Genomic DNA, 17,998 nt, shown 5'->3' on the forward strand with positions numbered 1-17,998 from the left:
AAAAATATTGAGTTACCTCTACTAATCTTAACCAAAGTAAAAACCCCGCCTAAGCGGGGTTAACATCGTTTAGACGCTATTATTTGCCAGGACTTGCATCCGGCTTCTCAGTTTTCTCAGCCTTCTTTTTTCCTTTTGGAGCAAACATAGCCAGCATTCTTCTTCCTTCCAGTTTGGGCATGCTTTCCAAAACGCCAATCTCGGAAAGACGTTCGGCAAACTTTAGTAGTAATAACTGACCCCTGTCCTGGAACTGAATAGCACGGCCCTTGAATTGAACATAAGCTTTCACTTTATTTCCATCCTTCAAAAAACCTTCGGCATGCTTTGCCTTAAAATCAAAGTCATGATCGTCGGTATTTGGCGTGAACCTGATTTCTTTTACCTCAGAGACTTTGCTTTTAGCTTTCATCTCTTTTTCCTTCTTCTTCTTATCGTAAAGGAATTTATTGTAATCGATGATTTTGCACACAGGCGGATCTACGGTCGGCGATATTTCAACAAGATCCAATTGCTGATCCTGTGCCATACGCAGCGCTTCCTGGGTGGGATAAATGCCTACTTCTACATTGTCGCCAACAAGGCGAACCTGCGGAACTCTGATAAAATGATTGATACGATGTTCGGCTTCTCTGCGTGGACCAAATTTGTTCCTGTTAAAGCCTCCTTTGTTGAAACCACCACCGCCGGCCGGCCTGTTAAATCCGCCTCCGGGTGGTCTGTTGAACCCGCCTCCGGGTTTTTGTGGTACTGCCATTTACGTTTTTTGAGTGAACCCCCTCCCCTGAAGGGGGGCTTAAATCTTACTTTATTAATAATACCTCATACAGGATTTGAGGCTCTTGAAAATACAATTTTATTCTGCTTTTCTGTCTTTTATTTCTATGGTGATATCAGATAAAAATTCTTCAATTGCTTTTACACCGATATCTCCTTTACCCTGCCTTCTGACGGCTACTTTTCCTTCGTTCATTTCCTTTTCACCAATTACCAGCATATAGGGTACTTTCATCATTTCCGTATCGCGGATCTTCTTTCCTATCTTTTCCTGACGGTCATCCACCTCAGCACGAATATCTGCATTTTTCAGCTTCTGCGTAACAGTTTTGGCGTAATCCAAAAACTTGTCGCTGATGGGCAACACTTTTACCTGTAAAGGTGCAAGCCAGGTTGGAAATTTACCGGCATATTGCTCCAGCAAAAAGCCAATAAAACGTTCGTGTGTTCCCAGTGGCGCCCGGTGAATGATCAGGGGTGTTTCGGCTTTATTGTCCTGGCCGGTGTATTGCAGTTTGAAACTCCTCCCTTGTGAAAAATCTACCTGGTTGGTAGCCAGGGTAAACTCCCGGCCTATCGCACTGAAAATCTGAACGTCAATTTTTGGTCCATAAAATGCCGCCTCATCCTGCACTTCTACAAAAGGTATATTGGATTCTGTCAATACATTCCTAACCATTGTCTCGGTCTCCTTCCAAAGCTCAGGTTCATTCACATATTTCACGCCAAGTTTTTCAGGAGAATGCAATGATAAGCGCATCACATATTTTTCTATCCCAAATATTTTAAAATACTTCAGGTACATATCATTCACTGCCCTGAACTCGTCGTTGAACTGTTCTTTGGTGCAATAGATATGGGCATCATTCATATGAAGACACCGTACTCTCATTAAACCAAATAACTCACCGCTTTGTTCATAGCGATATACGGTTCCATATTCTGCAATACGATAAGGAAGATCCCGGTAGCTCTTGGGCTCTGCTGCAAATATCTTGTGATGGTGCGGGCAGTTCATGGACTTGAGATAATATTTCTCTCCTTCCATCTCCATTGGCGGGTACATACTGTCAGCATAGTATGGCAAGTGTCCGCTCGTCAGGTACATGCTTTCCTTTGCAATATGTGGTGTAACCACTCTTTTATAACCGCCTGCGTTTTCTGTTTCCTTCGCCAACTTTTCCAACTCTTCAATTACCACAGTACCATTGGGCATCCACATGATCAGGCCCTGGCCAACATCATCATCCATGGTGTAAATGCCAAGTTCCTTTCCCAGTTTGCGGTGATCCCGCTTTTTAGCTTCTTCCAACAATGCAAGGTGTTCATCCAATTCTTTTTGAGAAGGAAATGTAACGCCATACACCCTGGTAAGCTGCTTATTCTTCTCATCACCTTTCCAGTAAGCGCCGGCAATGCTGGTGAGCTTTATCGCCTTTATCAAACCGGTACTGGGAATATGGGGGCCACGGCAGAGATCGGTAAAACTCCCCTGGGTATAAAAAGTTATTTCGCCATCATTGAGGTTTTGCAACAAATCAAGCTTGTAAGCATCGTCTTTTTGCGTAAAATATTGAATGGCCTCGGGTTTGGAAATTTCCTTCCTTATGTAAACATTATTTTGCTTCGCCAGTTCATTCATCTTTTTTTCAAGCTTGGCTAAATCCTCCTCCGTCATCTTTCTATCCCCAAGATCCATGTCATAATAAAATCCATTCTCGACCGGCGGGCCCACCCAAAATTTTACACCGGGAAACATGGACTCAACTGCTTCAGCCATCAGGTGTGCCGATGAATGCCAAAAAGTGCTCTTACCATCTTTTTCGTTCCAGGTCAGGAGGTTTATTGTTGCATCATCATTAATAGGTCTTGTGGCGTCCCAAACCTGGCCATTCACATTTGCTGCCAACACTTTTCTTGCCAGCCCTTCTGAAATTGATTTTGCAACATCCAATGCAGACACTCCTTTTTCATATTGACGTACTGCACCATCCGGAAATGTAATATTGATCATTCTTTATGTTACAGGTTCCCGGTTACCTGTTGCCGGTCTCAAACCTGAAATTTTTCTTGATTAAAAAACTACGTTACTTCTTTTTAAAAACTGGAATACCAGTAACAGGAAACTGGTAACCTGCTTTTTAGAGTGGGCAAAATTAACAAACTATTGCCGCAGAACAATCAGGGCATACGAACTAATTCGTTAGTTTTGATGCTCCATGAAACTGGTACGACAAAAGAGCCGGCTAATTCTTTTATTATCTGTTTTTTGTTTCTCTGTCACCTCCTTTTCGCAAGGCGTTACAGGTATCTGGCGGGGCTATTTTATTGCCGACAATGGTTATCAATACAAGTTAGAGTTCCAGGTAAAGCAAAATCCTAGTGCGGCGGTAGCAGGAGTTTCTTACTCATGGCAGGATGATATTCGTTTTTATGGTAAGGCCACTATGACTGGTAGCTATATCGGCTCTTCGCAAAATTTCAGAATAAGAGAAATAAAAACAGTCGAAGTCAGAACCGGTGGACTTGGCGGCGGTACCTGCATTATGAATTACAACCTGCAGTATTCCCGATCTGGTGACGAGGAGTTTTTAGAAGGTACCTACCTGGGAAAACAGGAAGTAAAAGAAGGCCCAAATCCTTTTAACTGGGGTGATTGCGGAGGTGGCAAAGTTTTTCTTAGAAAAGTGACTACTTCTGAATTTTACATTGAACCTTCGCTGCGACCAAAAAAGAATCAACCCAAAAGCAATCCTCCTGTTGTTAAAAAATCAATTGAAAAACCACTTACTCCGCCACCCGTTGTTAAAAAAACAACTCCAAAAACAACAACCCCCAGGACGGTCATAACCAAGAAACCAGATACTCCGCCGGCAAAAATCCTTGTTGACAGCACTAAAAAGTCGACGCCGGAAATCAATAAACCAACAACAAAACCAATCGTCATTACCCCATCAGTATTAAAAACAAGGGAAAATAAATTAGCCCAGTCTATCATTGTAAGCGATCCCGAGGTAACTGTTAAACTGTATGATAACGGCGAGATCGATGATGACACTATCTCAGTCTATCTCAATAAAAAACTTATTCTATCCAATAAAAGATTGTCAGCCGCTCCTATCAAATTAAGCTTATCCATGCAGGATGACGAGGACCAGGAGCTAACAATGGTAGCCGAAAATCTTGGACGCATTCCCCCAAATACTTCACTTATGATAGTGGAAGCAGGTGATAAACGGTTCGAAGTTCGTATCACTTCATCAGAACAGAAAAATGCAGTAGTCCGGTTTAAGTATCAAAAACCCAATTGAGTTGACAGTTCGCAGAAGCTGGAACAGTGAGAAATAGTAAGGCAGGTTAGCTCTTGCGCCTTGTACCTTTTTCCTTTCTGCCGTTTCTGTAAATTTTATTTCACCTTCCGGTTTTTCATTTATTTTCATTTTCGATGCGACGTTACCTGTTAATAATTATCTTTTTCACCTGCTCTTTCGGTTCCGTTTTATCACAACAGATAAATGGCTTTTGGAAAGGCATGCTGGTAATGGAACCTGGTGGCTGCTTCCCCGTTTATAATATCGAATTTCAATTACAAATAGAGGGGAATAAAATACGGGGGAATTCCTATCACTACTCCGACACCACCAACTATGTTAAAGAAGAGTTTGAAGGTTTGTTTGATTCTGTAGGTAAGGCATTAAGCATTGACGAACAAAAAGTATCTGTATTTCGCATCCCGGCTGATTGCATCCCCTGCATAAAAAAATATACTCTTACCTACCATACAGATGGAAAAGAAGAGCAATTAAGAGGATCGTGGACAGGCAAAACCATGGATGGCAAGAGCATTTGCCCATCTGGTACCATTGTGCTTACCCGTATACAAAAATCAGCCTTCAAACCAGAGGTACCCCCTGTATTGATCGAAAGAAAATTAGACCTTGTAAAAGAAATCAAGTGCGACACCGGAACCCTCCGGCTTGATTTTTATGATAATGGCGTCATTGATGGAGATACAATTTCCGTGTATGTAAATGATGTAGCAGTTGTTTCAAGACAGGTGCTGGCGACAAAACCCATAACGATCTATGTAAAAATTGAATTGAACAAACAACGGCAGGAAATGGTGATGGTGGGAGAAAATTTGGGCGCCATCCCGCCAAATACAGCGCTGATGATCGTCGATGCCAATGAAAAAAGATACCAGGTATACCTGACTTCAGACAATAAAAAAAATGCGATGGTCAGGTTTATATATGAAAAACCAAAATGAATGGTTATTTTTTCTTACCTGGAAAAGTTTTATCCAGTGCTGCAGCTTCTGCTAGTATTTTGGCAATAGGCTTTTCATCAATATCCTCTGCGGATTTAAATATCTTATAAAAAACCTGTTTGTTTGTGCCATGCTCAAGATAATGATCATCATCGGCCAGCCTGTTGCCATACCAAAATCCTAATAACACTCCTTCTTTTATTCCTCCTCCTGGAATGCTTGCAGGCCAGATAATACAAATACTTCTGTTGCCATAGAAAAAAGGAACATTATAGGCTATTTTTTCTTTGCAATAAGCAGGCAAAGATTCACTCACAATTTGCCTTAGCATATCGACAATTATTCTCTCATGCTCCGGAACGAGCTCATAGAGTTGAACAATGCTTCTTACTTTTGGAAAAGAACTTGTTTTCATGAAATAATTTTTTCGGTTACGCTCCTTAACTTATTTCAATTTCGTATTTACTTAAAAGACCTGTTACAGCAGGAAGTGAAAATTGGGCCTTCCTCAAGTTATTTATAGCGGGATCCATTGCATAATTATAAGCGGTTCTGAAATCAGCTTTTTCTAATATGGTGTTTTCAAAACCAGCCTTTGCCAAATCACAATTATCAAATACCGCAAGGGTCAGATCCGCCCCGACAAAATCTACCTCATGAAGCCTGCAGTTGTTAAACCGGGTGTTTTTTAATTTCACTTTATAAAAAGAAGACAGATCGAGTATACAATCATCAAACCCCACAGCAAACAGGAAACTGGTACAAAGATCGAAGTGCAGCCCCGTCATTTTGCAATCTTTAAAATGAACCGTCTTAAAAGCTGTCTTAACCAACTTTGCTCCGCCCAAATTGCAGCCTGAGAATTCACATTCAAAAAAATGAAAACTCGACAAGTCAACACCTGATAAATTGCAATTTATAAACTTGCAGGTATCGTATTCTCCTTCACCAAACTCACCTTTTGTAAAATCAATCTTATCAAAAATCTGGTCTTCGATGTATTTTTTTTCCATAATAGCTATTTCATTTTACCAAGCCGATAAATTAAAATAATCAGAATTGTGATATATGAAAAACTAAAAAAACATGTTATTCTTGTATTTTCTATTACATTTTTTTAGAAATGTTTGTACCTCATAAATACGGAACAAAAAAGATAATGCTGGGCCTCCACGATCCATTTCCCTTTCAATGCCCGGAATGTAAGCAATTGAACACCGTGGATTTTGCTTTGTATGGAGAGTACTATCATTTTTGGTATGTACCCATCTTTCCGTTTGAAAAAGATGGCTTTGCAAGTTGCAGTAACTGCAACTTCAGAATTAATTCTCTAAAATTTAATCGCCTCACCAGAGAGGACTTCAAGCTAATTCAAAAAAAATTTAAATATCCCTTTTACACCTACATAGGGGCAGCATTATTTCTTTCCCCATTTCTTATTGCCATTGTTTTGGTTATTTTGGAACATTTAAAAGAATAACAGGCTGTAATAAAAAAAGTCCCGTAAAAACAGGACTTACTAATTTATAAAACTTATTCACTTCTCACTCGCTAATTCTGGCTTTGATTCAAATTTCTAAAGTCAACACTCACCAGTTTGCTCACTCCCGGCTCCTGCATTGTCACACCATAGATCACATCTACCGTACTCATCGTCGTTTTATTATGGGTTACAATGATAAATTGCGAATTATCACTGAACTGGCGTATCATATTGGTAAACTTGCTCACATTGGCGTCATCCAACGGTGCATCCACCTCATCCAAAATACAGAATGGTGCCGGTTTGATCAGGTAGATGGCAAACAACAGCGCCGTCGCGGTCAGTGTTCTTTCTCCTCCGCTCAACTGTGTTAAAGAAGTAGGCCGTTTACCTTTAGGTCTGGCTATTACGTCAATACCGGTTTCCGCTAAATTCTCCGGATTTTCCAATACCAGGTCGCATTGATCATCCTCTGTAAATAATGTTTTGAATACCTTGATGAAATTTTCTTTTACCGTCGTAAATGTTTCAAGGAATTTTTGATTGGCGGTTGCCTCTACTTCTTCAATTGTTTTCAACAAACTTTCCTTGGCAGTTACGAGGTCATTCTTTTGCTCTACGATAAATTCATACCGTTTTTTCATTTCGGTAAACGCCTCGATTGCCGTTGGGTTTACCTCACCAAGGTTTTCCAAACGCTTTTTCATCCGGTCGGCTTTCTCCTGCAGCTCTTCAACAGTAGTCTCGGTATTCCGCTCCTGGTCAAGAATATCTTCCAGTTGAATACGGAACTCCACATTCAATCTTTCTTTTGTTCCGGCCAGTTGCAATTTCAACTCATTCAGTTTGTCTTTAATTGCCGCCAGTAAATGTTCAATCTGCTCTTTGTCTTTTACCTTATGGCGCAACTCACTTTCTTTTTCACTTAATTGGTTACGTATATTATAGTAGGCCTGGTCGGCTTCATTCAAGGCCCTTTCCTCATCTTCTTTGCGGCGCATCAATTCAATCAATCCTTCCTCGATTGCCTTCAATGATTCTTCCGACTGACCGATATTACTACCGGTATCAGCCAATTGAGTTGTATTGTTTTCAATTTGCAGTTTCAGATCATTTAATTGGTTGCTTTTAAAAGTCAACTCCTGTCTCAGCGCATTGATCTTACTCTGCTGTCGGGTAACATTCAGATTAAACTCATTGTACTGGCGGGTAGCTTCACTGTATTCTGCCTCTACTGATTTAAAGGCTTCATCAGCTTCTGCCAGCCGGGATGAATTGGCTTGTAATTCTTCATTCAACTCTGCCAATTGCAAGCGAACACTTTCCACGGAGAGTTGTGTCTGCTCCATTTGCTGGGTCAATTCTTCCCAACGATTTTGACTACTGGCTTGCAATGAGTGCAGGTTCTCCAGTTTATTATGCAGGGCAAAAACCTGGTTGGTCAGGTGTTGAATTTCTTTTTCTGTTTCTCGAATTGCTGACTCACGCAAATCTTCATTAAAAGCAATTACTTCGTTGTGTCTCGCCTGGATATCAGCACGCAGCGAATCAACCACTTTATCCTGTGCGGAAATATCATCCTGCAATTTCTCCAGGTTCTTCGCACGGCCGATCTTTTTCCCTTCAATGAGTCCGACACTTCCGCCGGTCAGGGAATATTTTCCTTTTACATACTTGCCGCCTTTTTCAATAATCACAAAACCATTGCTATTCTGCAAAGCATCTTCATTATCTGCGATAAAAACATTACCCAATAAATGCTCTGCCAACTTCCTGTATTTGTCATCTACTTCTATCACACTCATCGCAGGAATTCCGCCTTCCAGTTGGTGACCATCTCCGGATGCAGAATCTTTTTCGGCCACTTTATCCAACAAAAAGAAATTGGCTTTCCCCTTTTTATTTTCATCCAGCAGGTGCACCGCTTGCAAACCTTCCTGCAAATTATTCACTACGTAATAACTCAGGTAAGGCTCCAATACATTTTCCAGTGCCGTTCTGTATTCTTCTTTTACGTATAATACGTCAGACAGAATTGGTGACTCATGGCTCCAATTGCTATTATTATGCAGGAACTTCACACTGTCCGGGTAACCTTCCATCGAGTCGATCATACTTTTCAGCAGGTCATGTTCGTTCTTCTTCGCATCCAGCTTTCTTGTTTCCTCAGCCAATTCATTGCGCAATGAATCAAGTATAGATTGGGTTTGTAATATTTGCTCCTTGGTATTTTCATTGTGCTGTTGCAACTGTTCCAGGTCTACTTTTTTTATCTCCAGCTCTTTTTCATGTAGCATTCTTTCCTGGTCAAGGCGATGGCGTTGCTCATCACGCTGAGCTCTTTCTTCTTCTATTTGAGTGATGGCTCTCTGGATGTTTTGGACCGAGGTATCGGCTACTGCTACTTTTTTCTCTGCATCAAACTGGTTACGCTGGATTTGCTGATAGGATGTACGGAAGGAATCAACCGCAGCTCTTCTTTCATCCACTACATTTCTCTTGGTATCCGCTTCTTCCCGCAATTGTGCTAATCGCTCACTTAAACCGGTCAGTGATTTTTCCTCCTCTTCTACCTGCAGGCTTGTAAAGGCGATGCTTTCATCAATACCCTTTAACTGTCCCTCGGCCTTTTGCAAAAACTCTTTCAGGCTCCCTTCTCTTTCTTTTAAATACTCGAGGCGCTGCGCAGAAAGATTCTTTTCATTTTCTTTGGTCCGCACGGTTTGCACTAGTTCATTAAACACATGCTGCATACTTTGCAGGGCTCTTTCTTTTTCAATAAAAGCCAGCTTCTCCTGCTCCAATGCAGCTTCTTCGGTAGCCACTTCAGCCTCCAGTCTTACTTTCTTATCTGTTTCTATTTCCTGCTGCTCATTCAGCTCTTTATAAGTGAGATTAAAGCCTTCCAGCGCCGCCTTTGCCAATTCGATGCTTACTTCGCGGTAATCTTTTTTGATCTCATGATACTTTTCTGCCTTTTTCGCCTGGCTTTCCAGTGATTTTAACTGGTTGTTGATCTCAAACAAAAGGTCCTCGATACGGGCCAGGTCCATTTCGGTAGCATCCAGCTTTTGCTTTGCTTCTTTCTTCCTTGTTTTATAAATGGAAATTCCAGCGGCTTGCTCCAGCATGCGACGGCGGCTATTGTCTTTGTCTTTGATCAGGTCGTCCACCATGTCGAGGGCTATGATGGCATAAGAGTCGGTGCTTACCCCGGTATCCATGAAAAGGTTTTGGATATCTTTCAACCGGCATTGCACATCATTCAGTCGATATTCGCTCTCGCCACTTTTGTAGAACTTACGTGTAACCGTCACCGTATTAAACTCAGTCGGCAGCAGGTTCTTGGTATTTTCAAATGTCAGGCTCACCTCGGCCAAACCGCTAGCAGAACGGCTTTTGGAGCCGTTGAATACAAGGCTATCGAGGTTCTCACTTCGCAACTGACTGATCTTTTGCTCCCCTATCACCCATCGGATGCTGTCCACGATATTGGACTTACCACAACCGTTCGGCCCTACAATACCGGTGATATTTTCGTCAAAATTGACAATCGTTTTATCGGCGAAACTTTTAAATCCCTTGATTTCTAAGCTCTTTAATCTCACTGTTTTCAGGTTTTAAGTAGCGGCGAATTTAAGGTAAAGAGGGGTAAAACAGGTTTTAGCTAACAAGCATTTATTCACAAGGGATTGGTAAAAATGGGGAGAAGAATCCTGAGCTTGACGAAGGATTGGTTTACCAGCAATAGTATTTCATGGCATCGACTGCTGTGTCACTCCCTTGTACGTTCCGTTTTCATGGCAGCAAGTTTTTTATACCGATCCGCCTCTTGATTAAATATGATTATTACAGTATGACCCGAACATCACCCCTTCTCATACACAAACTTCTCCCCTTTCATCAGCGGGTGTTTTCCTGATAAAGTATACTTCGATATTTTCAATTGAAAGTTATTAAAGAACACTTCCATCAGCCATGGCTCAAAACGGAATTCAAAATAGTTATGCGTAGGATTAGTTATACTAAAATGTGTAAACCGTTCCTGGCAAAATTCAAATACCATAGAAACTGTAGTTACCGGCTGCAGAGGAAATGCCACTTCTCCCCTTTCATTTGTTTTTATCCACGATCCGGTCTCCCCGCTCTTTAAACTAAAAAATACATGCCGGAGCAATACGGGATTACCACCCACAATTTTTGCCGTAATAAAATTTTGATTATTTTCTTTACTTCCTACCCATGCAAAATCTTTTCCGCTCCAGAGCCTGCTTTGCAAAACAACATGATCATTATCGATGGTCCAGTTGCCTGAACCGTACCTGTCAATAGCGCCATAGCTAAAAAAGAACAGGAAGCTGCCATCAGGATTCAGCTTAAAACCAGATGCGGTTGTCTTTACTTCCTGCAGGTGATAAACGCCGGCTGTTTTCTCCATTGTATATTTAGCCATACAGTAAAAATATACTATAAACTTTCAAAGAATGATTATAAACCTTTCGGGAATACAACCTTGTTTTCACAACAACGAAACAGTCTGTTTCAAAATCATTGCTTGCACTGTCAGCTCCAAAATTAATGCTGGCCTTCACAATGGTGTTGCTGTTATTTTCCGGTAAATTTTGTTATAGATGTAAACACCACCTTACGAAACTCTACTTCTGAGCCTTCGGCCTGCAAGGCAATATTGCCTTTGCTGGCAGTAGCATTAAAACCATAATTTACCAGGTCTTTATTAACCCAAACCTTAATAGAATTACCAACGCATTCAATGGTCATCCTGTTCCATTCTCCCAGCGGATTTTCAGAACTATCCGTAAGGTTTTTTACACGCCGTTCTTTGCCTTCGGTAACGCCCCAGTTCGCTTTTGGTCCACGGCGGGTTTCCATATCTGGTACCATAATGTCTTCACCAATGCACCAAAAATCGCCTGCATTTGTATGCATCAGTTGTACCTCTACTGATTTAGGAAACATCTTATAAAGAACCCGTGGAGTAGAAGCAAACACCAGCACACCGCAGTTTCCAGGTTTGGCAGCAAACCGATATTCTACTTCCAACCGGAAATTTTCATATACAGAATCGGTGATAAGATGTCCCAATGGCCTTCCAAGACTCACCAATAAACCATTGCGAACGATAAATGGGTTGATGGCTGCAGCATTGGTATCCATTTCGGGAATATCAATATGCCAGCCGCTTAGATCCTTGCCATTGAAAAGACTATACGATTGTGCAAAAGAAGAGAACGTACAAAAAAGAATTGCTAAGCCTGCCAGGATTTTTATAATGCCATTCTTCATTTATTAAATTTTTTTTATTGCAGGAAAGTTAATGAAAAGGCAGATGAGTTAATTTTTCGTAAATACCTTCAGATAAGCTTCGAATAAAAATCGGAGCTGTATTTGTTAATCTGCCTTTCATCAACCTGCTGCCTTTGTATTTCGCTGAAAAAATTAATTATCCCATTCCCGGATTTAAAGCCTATCTTCATTCCGTGATAAAAAGTTCTTCCAACATTCAGTCCGGATCAGTCTCAATTTTTACTCTTCCGCTTTAGTAATAGTTATTCTCCTCTCTACTTTTTGCTGTAGTCCTTTTTCACATTCAATTTATTGTATTATTAAATTTTTGTTTTATGAACATGTACGTTTCAAACCTGAGTTTTACTACATCAGATGCAGACCTGAAAAAATTATTTAGTCAATTTGGTGAAGTTTCTTCAGCAAAAGTCATTACAGACAGGGAAACCGGCCGTAGTCGTGGTTTTGGCTTTGTCGAAATGCCATCAGATACCCATGCAAACACAGCTATCAAAGCTCTTGATAATAAAGAAATCGATGGCAGGGCGATGAGTGTTTCTGTCGCAAGAGAAAAAAGCTCAAGGCCAGATAATAAAAGATGGTAACCAACCATCTGCCGGCAAAAGAAGGGTTATAAATTTCCTTTTCTTTTGCCGGTGAATCTTTGATCGTGGAGCCTGATATGATTTAACCGGTATATTTTTCACCAATTCCAGCAAGCGGTAAAAATGAGCAATGATACTATTGTACAGTTTGTTTGTTTCGTCACCAATCTTGATGCAGCGGAGTTTATACCGAAGTGGAAATATTTTGCTCAAAAACTCGTCGTTGAGCAATTCAGGCCGGCGCTACAGGAGAAAATGGCAAAAACAATAACCAGGTTTCGCTATATTTCACAACATGAATGCGACGAGGACAATTTTTATTTTAGCTTCATGAAAGGAAGAACTTCCGAGTTCTTTCCCGAACATGCCGTAAGGGTGATTAATGCCGGCGGCTACCTTCCGCTTGAGTTAAAAAAAGGACACAAGCAAACAAAAGAAGAAGTCCGGTTGATTGCCTGCATAAATATCTACGACACAGGCCTTGATCATTATCGCCGACTTCCCTTATACCTCCATCTCAATATTTACAAAGCCTACTATGAAAGCTGTCTTTACAGCCATATCATGGAATTTATTGTACCGGCCATACACGCCGAAGAATTGGAGCAAATGCTTAAACATTTACCGGATACGGAAACCGGCATCTACCGGGCATGCGTGGTAGCCTGATAGCCAAAAACTCCCAGGTAATTGAACCTTACTCTTAAAAAGAGAGCTGCAACTTGCCCAATTAAGCCTATCTTTGCACCTAAAATTTGAGTTTTATGGCTCTTGTAAGCGAACAATAGCTTCCTGCCACCTCGTATTATTCTATTACACCTGCATTCTTCTCAAATACACCGGTGCCCAAACCCAATCCTGCCATTAAGATTTTCAGCCGGTAATAAACCGGAGGATGAGTTGTAAACTAAGCATGATGTAGATTTTTTTGTTTTATATACTTTAATTAAATAAATACGTTAATGACAGTTGAATTGATTGAAAAATTTGTAGCAAACAAGATCAAAAAAGGTGAATCGGTTAACATTCACTTCAAAGACCGGCACACTGTGACCGGCTTATTCATTCACGCTGTTGATTATGATGAGCTGAAATCAAAAAATTTCTGGCGGATTATCAATAATCAAAATCTTGCTCAGTGGAAACAAACAAAGGATATGAACCTGGCCCGTTTGTTCAATGGAGCTTCATTTACCCGGCTGTCAGAAAGCGAATCGAAGTAAAACGAAGCCGGCGCCAGTAGCAGGGATTGCTGCCGGCTGATATTTTTGTGACATAAAATCAAGTGTTGAGTATGTTTCGATCTGTTATTACCGGAACCGGTTCTTATATTCCACCACATATCCAATCGAATCTTGATTTTGCCAGCCACCTTTTTTACACTGAAAACAGGCAGCCGTTAAATACGCCGCCTGTTGAGGTAATCGAAAAATTCAGGCAAATCACCGGCATTGAGGAAAGACGCTATACAACAGATGACTTAAATGCTTCAGATATAGGAAGCCTCGCGGCCAAGGCGGCGCTTGCTGATAGTGCAACAGACCCTGAAACAATTGACCAAATAATTGTTGCACACAACTTTGGCAATGTAATTAAGGATACAATACAAACCGACGCTGTACCATCTTTAGCAAATCATATAAAGCATTTACTGGGGATACAGAATCCGGACTGCGTCGCTTATGATATCTTATTTGGTTGTCCCGGTTGGGTGCAGGGTTTAATACAAACTGACGCTTTTTTTAAAGCCGGCATTGCTAAAAAAGCTTTGGTCATCGGAACAGAAACTTTGTCGAGAGTAATAGACATGTATGACAGAGATAGCATGATCTTCAGTGACGGCGCGGGTGCCGCTGTTGTGGAATACCAGGAAACAGGTGTAAATGGTGCAGGAATACTTGGGTCGGCAGCAAAATCACATTCGATGAACGAACTGGATTATATCAATCTTGGTACTTCCTATTACCCCGATAGTGATTCCCGTATCCGGTATATTAAAATGAAGGGGCGTAAAGTGTATGAATATGCTATGACGTACGTACCCGCTGCGATGAAAGATTGTTTGGATAAATGTGGCGTGCCGATCCATGAATTAAAAAAAGTGTTTATTCACCAGGCAAATGAAAAGATGGATGACGGGATCATAAAAAGATTGTACCAGCTTTATGGCATCGATGAACTACCAACCGACATTATGCCGATGAGCATACATTGGCTCGGTAACAGTTCAGTAGCTACCGTGCCTACCCTGTTTGACCTGGTACGAAAGGACGAAATGGCTTCTCATCGTTTAGCAACCGGTGATGTTATCTTATTTGCATCGGTGGGTGCAGGCATGAATATAAATGCGGTTTGTTACAGGTATTGAAAATCCAATTTTAACCGGATATCAATTTTCACTTAATTAAAAAACTTAAAAAATAATATGGCAACATCCTGGAATAAAAAGGAAAGAGAAAAGAAAAAACAATTAGACAAAAAGAATAAAGCCGAAAAAAAATTGGAGAGAAAAGAAAATGCTAAAAAAGGAAAAAGCCTCGATGAGATGATGGCATACCTTGACGAAAACGGCAATCTAACTTCTACTCCTCCGGATCCAAGTAAAAAAATTATTGTCAATGCGGAAGATATTGAGATTGGAGTACCCAAGCTGAAAGACAGAGATCCTGCCGACTCACTGCGAAAAGGCGTTGTCACCTTTTTTAATAATGAAAAGGGATATGGATTTATTAAAGACAAGCAAACCATGGAAAGCATATTTGTCCATGTTAATTCTGCTATTGATGAAATAAAGGAAAATAGTATCGTCCTGTTTGAAGTAGAAAAAGGTCCCAGAGGGTTGCAGGCAGTAAACGTAAAACTCGGTAGCTAAGCTTTAACAATTTAGGGTTGCGACAAGATTAATTATTCAATTGATGTTGTCGCAACAGCGTTCCTATGAATCCTAAGAGTCTTCTCCAGTTTTTGGAAAGGCATTTTTCGAATCCCACCATTACAGTAAAACTACAACCGGATAAACCGGGCATTTACCCCAAAATATACAAGCCGTCGTAATCATTTAGTTAAAAAGGCTGGATCCATCTCCTGGATAATTTAAATGGCCCTGATAGTAACATTAGTAATTTTCCCATAATCTCCTGTCACTTAAAATAATCAGTCCAAAAAAAAATTATTCGAATAAATGAATCTTAAAAGACTGACATGCAAACAAGTACATCTCAACTTGGTTTAAAAAGAAATTGGTATAGGGATTTTTCATCGTAAAAAACTTGCACTGGTAGATTTTCTTTTCTTGTTTTGTGCTTAATACTGATTCGCAGATGGTTTTTACGAGCAGTATACCGTATAAATACCTAACCTTATGAAGCTAACTGTACTCCTTACCGCATTTTTATTAATGGCCTGCTTTTCTAAGGCCCAAATTGTAACTCCGTTTATCAAAGCAAATTTTGGGGTTGACGCTGATCTGAAAGCCAATTTTTTTAATGGTTCTCTTTCTCCCGGAAATGATGACTGGTTTAATGACGGCACACCTGGCACAGGCGTGTTTGTTATTGATACTACCGGTGCCGCAGCCATGATGAGCCAATACATAGCTGATCCCACATTGCGCAAAAAATCATTTACCCGCGGTATGAACTACCCCATGTATTCCACTGTTAACGGCAAATTGTTGTATGATGCCCTTTATGTAAGGGATCATAATAAAAACGATTCTACAGCCTTTGTCAGTAGTAATAAAAACGGTGAAAGCCCTGCAATTTGGAGTGGCGCAACAACACCGATTCCTGTCAAAAATGATATTAATGACGTAATGGTCCATGTAAGAAGAGATGGACCAGCTTTAACAGACTCATTATGGTTTTTCGCAGGTGTATCAATACACGGGAGTACGGGTAGCCGGTATTTTGATTTTGAATTGTACCAGACTGATATTTTTTTCAATAAAGCTGATAGCAGTTTTTATAATTATGGTGCAGAAGCCGGGCATACGGCCTGGCAGTTTGATGCAGTGGGTAATGTAACAAGACCCGGTGATGTCATCTTCACTGCTGAATTTAGTAATGCAGGGCTGGAACTGCTTGAAGCCCGCATTTGGATTGACAAAAGCTCACTGTCACTAACACCTGCACCGTTTTCCTGGAACGGCGCCTTTGATGGAGATGGAACATCAGCTCAATATGGATATGCGAGTATCAAGCCCAAAACCGGCGGTATTTTTTATGGCGGCAACCAGTGCACCAATAATACCTGGGGAGGTCCGTTTGGCTTTGTGGATGTAACCAATGTATCTATTACAAATTATGCCAGCCCTGACTTTATGGAGATCGCGGTAAATATGACAAAACTCGGTTTGGATCCTTATACCATTCTGGGTAGTAGTTGCAATCTTTCATTTAGAAAAGTTTTTGCAAAGACCAGGAGCTCCAATTCTTTTACATCTTCCCTGCAGGACTTTGTAGGCCCTTATAGTATTGCCCGTCCGGAAACAGCGGCAGTCACCGGCAATCTATCCCTTTTCTGCGGCAGCGGACCCGGATTTTCACAGTTATCAGTAACAAATCCTCTTTCAACATCTACTTATACCTGGTCAACACCAAATGGAAATATTGTTACCACTCCTGCTGAGGGAACAACTATCGTAGCCAATATGCCGGGTACTTATATAGTTAACCAAACTTTGATTAGCGGATGTTCCTCTTATTCAACTGACACTATCGTCCTTATTAAGGACTTAACCCGGTGTATGATATTGGCGGCAGAGGATTTACAGCTGAATGCAAAAAGTAATAATTCGGATGTTTTACTAACCTGGACCTCCACTGCTAAAGACGTTCTCAAATATGAAGTGGAACGAAGCATTGATAACCGCTCTTTTCAAACCATTGGTAGCATTAACGCTACCAGCAATAGCGTAGCTGAAAAAAACTACCAGGCTATTGACCAAATAAATCATCTAAATGCAGGCAAAATTTACTATCGTTTAAAGATCACCTCCACAAATTTCCTGGTCAATTATAGTCAAACTATAAGCATAAAAAACAACAACGGGTTGGCGGCCGATTTCACCATAACACCCAACCCTGCAAGTGATTATTTGCAAATTGGTTTCAGAAAAATTATGAAGGCAGGAATGTCAGTGAAGATCTACAATAATCTTGGAACTGAAGTCAGGAGCCTGCAGCTAAAGAATGAAAATGAAAAAATCAGTCTCCGCCAATTGACACCAGGAATTTATATCATTCAGGCCTTTGCTGCCGATGGTTCGTTCAAAGCCCAGCAAAAATTATTGGTAGCACGATAAGAAAGTTGTCACCATTTGCATACAGGAGCCATTACCGAATGGCTCCTTTTTTAATTCAGCCACCTGTTATCCAGGTTAGAGTGAATTAAAATAAATAATAATAGGGCCACATCCAGGCTATAATGCCCTGTTCACACGATCACCGGGGTAGCCAAAAATCACGTAAACCATCTGTTGAAAACAATAATTCACCCCTGTTAATATCTTTCCATTTTTTGTTGGAAAGCTGGCACAATTTTTACCCCATTTTTTGC

At 40.7% G+C, this 17,998-nt stretch carries 15 protein-coding genes; 8 read left to right on the forward strand and 7 right to left on the reverse strand.

The window, feature by feature from the left end:
* Positions 1-79: 79 nt before the first annotated feature.
* Both infC and thrS read right to left on the reverse strand, forming a co-directional pair.
* The gene (gene infC, locus P2W73_RS11975; RefSeq protein ID WP_276502280.1) at positions 80-757 is read right to left on the reverse strand and encodes a translation initiation factor IF-3; all 678 of its coding nucleotides are present in this window, start codon (positions 755-757) and stop codon (positions 80-82) included.
* Between the two features lie 99 nt (positions 758-856).
* The gene (gene thrS, locus P2W73_RS11980) at positions 857-2,791 is read right to left on the reverse strand and encodes a threonine--tRNA ligase (RefSeq protein WP_276502281.1); all 1,935 of its coding nucleotides are present in this window, start codon (positions 2,789-2,791) and stop codon (positions 857-859) included.
* Positions 2,792-2,996: 205 nt separating this feature from the next.
* Between thrS and P2W73_RS11985 the strand changes: the two genes are divergently transcribed.
* Together P2W73_RS11985 and P2W73_RS11990 are read left to right on the forward strand one after the other, a co-directional pair.
* The gene (locus P2W73_RS11985) at positions 2,997-4,088 is read left to right on the forward strand and encodes a hypothetical protein (protein ID WP_276502282.1); all 1,092 of its coding nucleotides are present in this window, start codon (positions 2,997-2,999) and stop codon (positions 4,086-4,088) included.
* 134 nt (positions 4,089-4,222) lie between these two features.
* Positions 4,223-5,047 (forward strand): hypothetical protein, encoded by an 825-nt coding sequence (locus P2W73_RS11990; RefSeq protein ID WP_276502283.1) that lies wholly within the window; start codon positions 4,223-4,225, stop codon positions 5,045-5,047.
* Positions 5,048-5,051: 4 nt separating this feature from the next.
* On the opposite strand, the gene P2W73_RS11995 is transcribed toward P2W73_RS11990, so the two are convergent.
* The 5 genes from P2W73_RS11995 to P2W73_RS12015 all read right to left on the reverse strand — a co-directional run bounded on the left by P2W73_RS11995 (position 5,052) and on the right by P2W73_RS12015 (position 11,834).
* A complete protein-coding gene (locus P2W73_RS11995; protein WP_276502284.1) occupies positions 5,052-5,462 on the reverse strand; it encodes a DUF1801 domain-containing protein in 411 nt (136 codons plus the stop codon).
* A 25-nt stretch (positions 5,463-5,487) separates the two neighbouring features.
* Complete coding sequence (locus tag P2W73_RS12000) at positions 5,488-6,060, reverse strand: pentapeptide repeat-containing protein (protein WP_276502285.1); 573 nt, start codon at positions 6,058-6,060, stop codon at positions 5,488-5,490.
* 538 nt (positions 6,061-6,598) lie between these two features.
* A complete protein-coding gene (smc, locus tag P2W73_RS12005) occupies positions 6,599-10,138 on the reverse strand; it encodes a chromosome segregation protein SMC (protein ID WP_276502286.1) in 3,540 nt (1,179 codons plus the stop codon).
* Positions 10,139-10,398: 260 nt separating this feature from the next.
* Positions 10,399-10,983, reverse strand: a complete 585-nt coding sequence (locus P2W73_RS12010; RefSeq protein ID WP_276502287.1) for a hypothetical protein — start codon at positions 10,981-10,983, stop codon at positions 10,399-10,401.
* Between the two features lie 152 nt (positions 10,984-11,135).
* Positions 11,136-11,834 carry a 3-keto-disaccharide hydrolase gene (locus P2W73_RS12015; protein ID WP_276502288.1) on the reverse strand — a complete coding sequence of 233 codons (699 nt, stop codon included), beginning with the start codon at positions 11,832-11,834 and terminating at the stop codon, positions 11,136-11,138.
* Positions 11,835-12,169: 335 nt separating this feature from the next.
* Here P2W73_RS12015 and rbp point away from each other — a divergent pair, with 335 nt between their 5' ends.
* The 6 genes from rbp to P2W73_RS12045 all read left to right on the forward strand — a co-directional run bounded on the left by rbp (position 12,170) and on the right by P2W73_RS12045 (position 17,744).
* A complete protein-coding gene (gene rbp, locus P2W73_RS12020) occupies positions 12,170-12,439 on the forward strand; it encodes an RNA-binding regulator (RefSeq protein ID WP_276502289.1) in 270 nt (89 codons plus the stop codon).
* A 123-nt stretch (positions 12,440-12,562) separates the two neighbouring features.
* On the forward strand, positions 12,563-13,108 hold the full coding sequence (locus P2W73_RS12025; RefSeq protein WP_276502290.1) for a hypothetical protein: 546 nt from the start codon (positions 12,563-12,565) through the stop codon (positions 13,106-13,108).
* 293 nt (positions 13,109-13,401) lie between these two features.
* Positions 13,402-13,662, forward strand: a complete 261-nt coding sequence (locus P2W73_RS12030; protein WP_276502291.1) for a short-chain dehydrogenase — start codon at positions 13,402-13,404, stop codon at positions 13,660-13,662.
* Between the two features lie 71 nt (positions 13,663-13,733).
* On the forward strand, positions 13,734-14,807 hold the full coding sequence (locus P2W73_RS12035; RefSeq protein ID WP_276502292.1) for a 3-oxoacyl-ACP synthase III family protein: 1,074 nt from the start codon (positions 13,734-13,736) through the stop codon (positions 14,805-14,807).
* Between the two features lie 57 nt (positions 14,808-14,864).
* Positions 14,865-15,311 carry a cold-shock protein gene (locus tag P2W73_RS12040; RefSeq protein ID WP_276502293.1) on the forward strand — a complete coding sequence of 149 codons (447 nt, stop codon included), beginning with the start codon at positions 14,865-14,867 and terminating at the stop codon, positions 15,309-15,311.
* 489 nt (positions 15,312-15,800) lie between these two features.
* The gene (locus P2W73_RS12045) at positions 15,801-17,744 is read left to right on the forward strand and encodes a T9SS type A sorting domain-containing protein (RefSeq protein WP_276502294.1); all 1,944 of its coding nucleotides are present in this window, start codon (positions 15,801-15,803) and stop codon (positions 17,742-17,744) included.
* Positions 17,745-17,998: the final 254 nt, after the last annotated feature.

This window comes from Terrimonas pollutisoli, assembly GCF_029360765.1.
GTDB classification, from domain to species: Bacteria; Bacteroidota; Bacteroidia; order Chitinophagales; family Chitinophagaceae; genus Terrimonas_B; species Terrimonas_B pollutisoli.

What these genes read in the sequence shown, in the direction of transcription:
- infC (WP_276502280.1), bottom strand. Translation starts at nt 757, where the DNA reads ATGGCAGTACCACAAAAACCCGGAGGCGGGTTCAACAGACCACCCGGA.
- thrS (WP_276502281.1), bottom strand. Translation starts at nt 2,791, where the DNA reads ATGATCAATATTACATTTCCGGATGGTGCAGTACGTCAATATGAAAAA.
- P2W73_RS11985 (WP_276502282.1), top strand. Translation starts at nt 2,997, where the DNA reads ATGAAACTGGTACGACAAAAGAGCCGGCTAATTCTTTTATTATCTGTT.
- P2W73_RS11990 (WP_276502283.1), top strand. Translation starts at nt 4,223, where the DNA reads ATGCGACGTTACCTGTTAATAATTATCTTTTTCACCTGCTCTTTCGGT.
- P2W73_RS11995 (WP_276502284.1), bottom strand. Translation starts at nt 5,462, where the DNA reads ATGAAAACAAGTTCTTTTCCAAAAGTAAGAAGCATTGTTCAACTCTAT.
- P2W73_RS12000 (WP_276502285.1), bottom strand. Translation starts at nt 6,060, where the DNA reads ATGGAAAAAAAATACATCGAAGACCAGATTTTTGATAAGATTGATTTT.
- P2W73_RS12010 (WP_276502287.1), bottom strand. Translation starts at nt 10,983, where the DNA reads ATGGCTAAATATACAATGGAGAAAACAGCCGGCGTTTATCACCTGCAG.
- P2W73_RS12015 (WP_276502288.1), bottom strand. Translation starts at nt 11,834, where the DNA reads ATGAAGAATGGCATTATAAAAATCCTGGCAGGCTTAGCAATTCTTTTT.
- rbp (WP_276502289.1), top strand. Translation starts at nt 12,170, where the DNA reads ATGAACATGTACGTTTCAAACCTGAGTTTTACTACATCAGATGCAGAC.
- P2W73_RS12025 (WP_276502290.1), top strand. Translation starts at nt 12,563, where the DNA reads ATGAGCAATGATACTATTGTACAGTTTGTTTGTTTCGTCACCAATCTT.
- P2W73_RS12030 (WP_276502291.1), top strand. Translation starts at nt 13,402, where the DNA reads ATGACAGTTGAATTGATTGAAAAATTTGTAGCAAACAAGATCAAAAAA.
- P2W73_RS12035 (WP_276502292.1), top strand. Translation starts at nt 13,734, where the DNA reads ATGTTTCGATCTGTTATTACCGGAACCGGTTCTTATATTCCACCACAT.
- P2W73_RS12040 (WP_276502293.1), top strand. Translation starts at nt 14,865, where the DNA reads ATGGCAACATCCTGGAATAAAAAGGAAAGAGAAAAGAAAAAACAATTA.
- P2W73_RS12045 (WP_276502294.1), top strand. Translation starts at nt 15,801, where the DNA reads ATGAAGCTAACTGTACTCCTTACCGCATTTTTATTAATGGCCTGCTTT.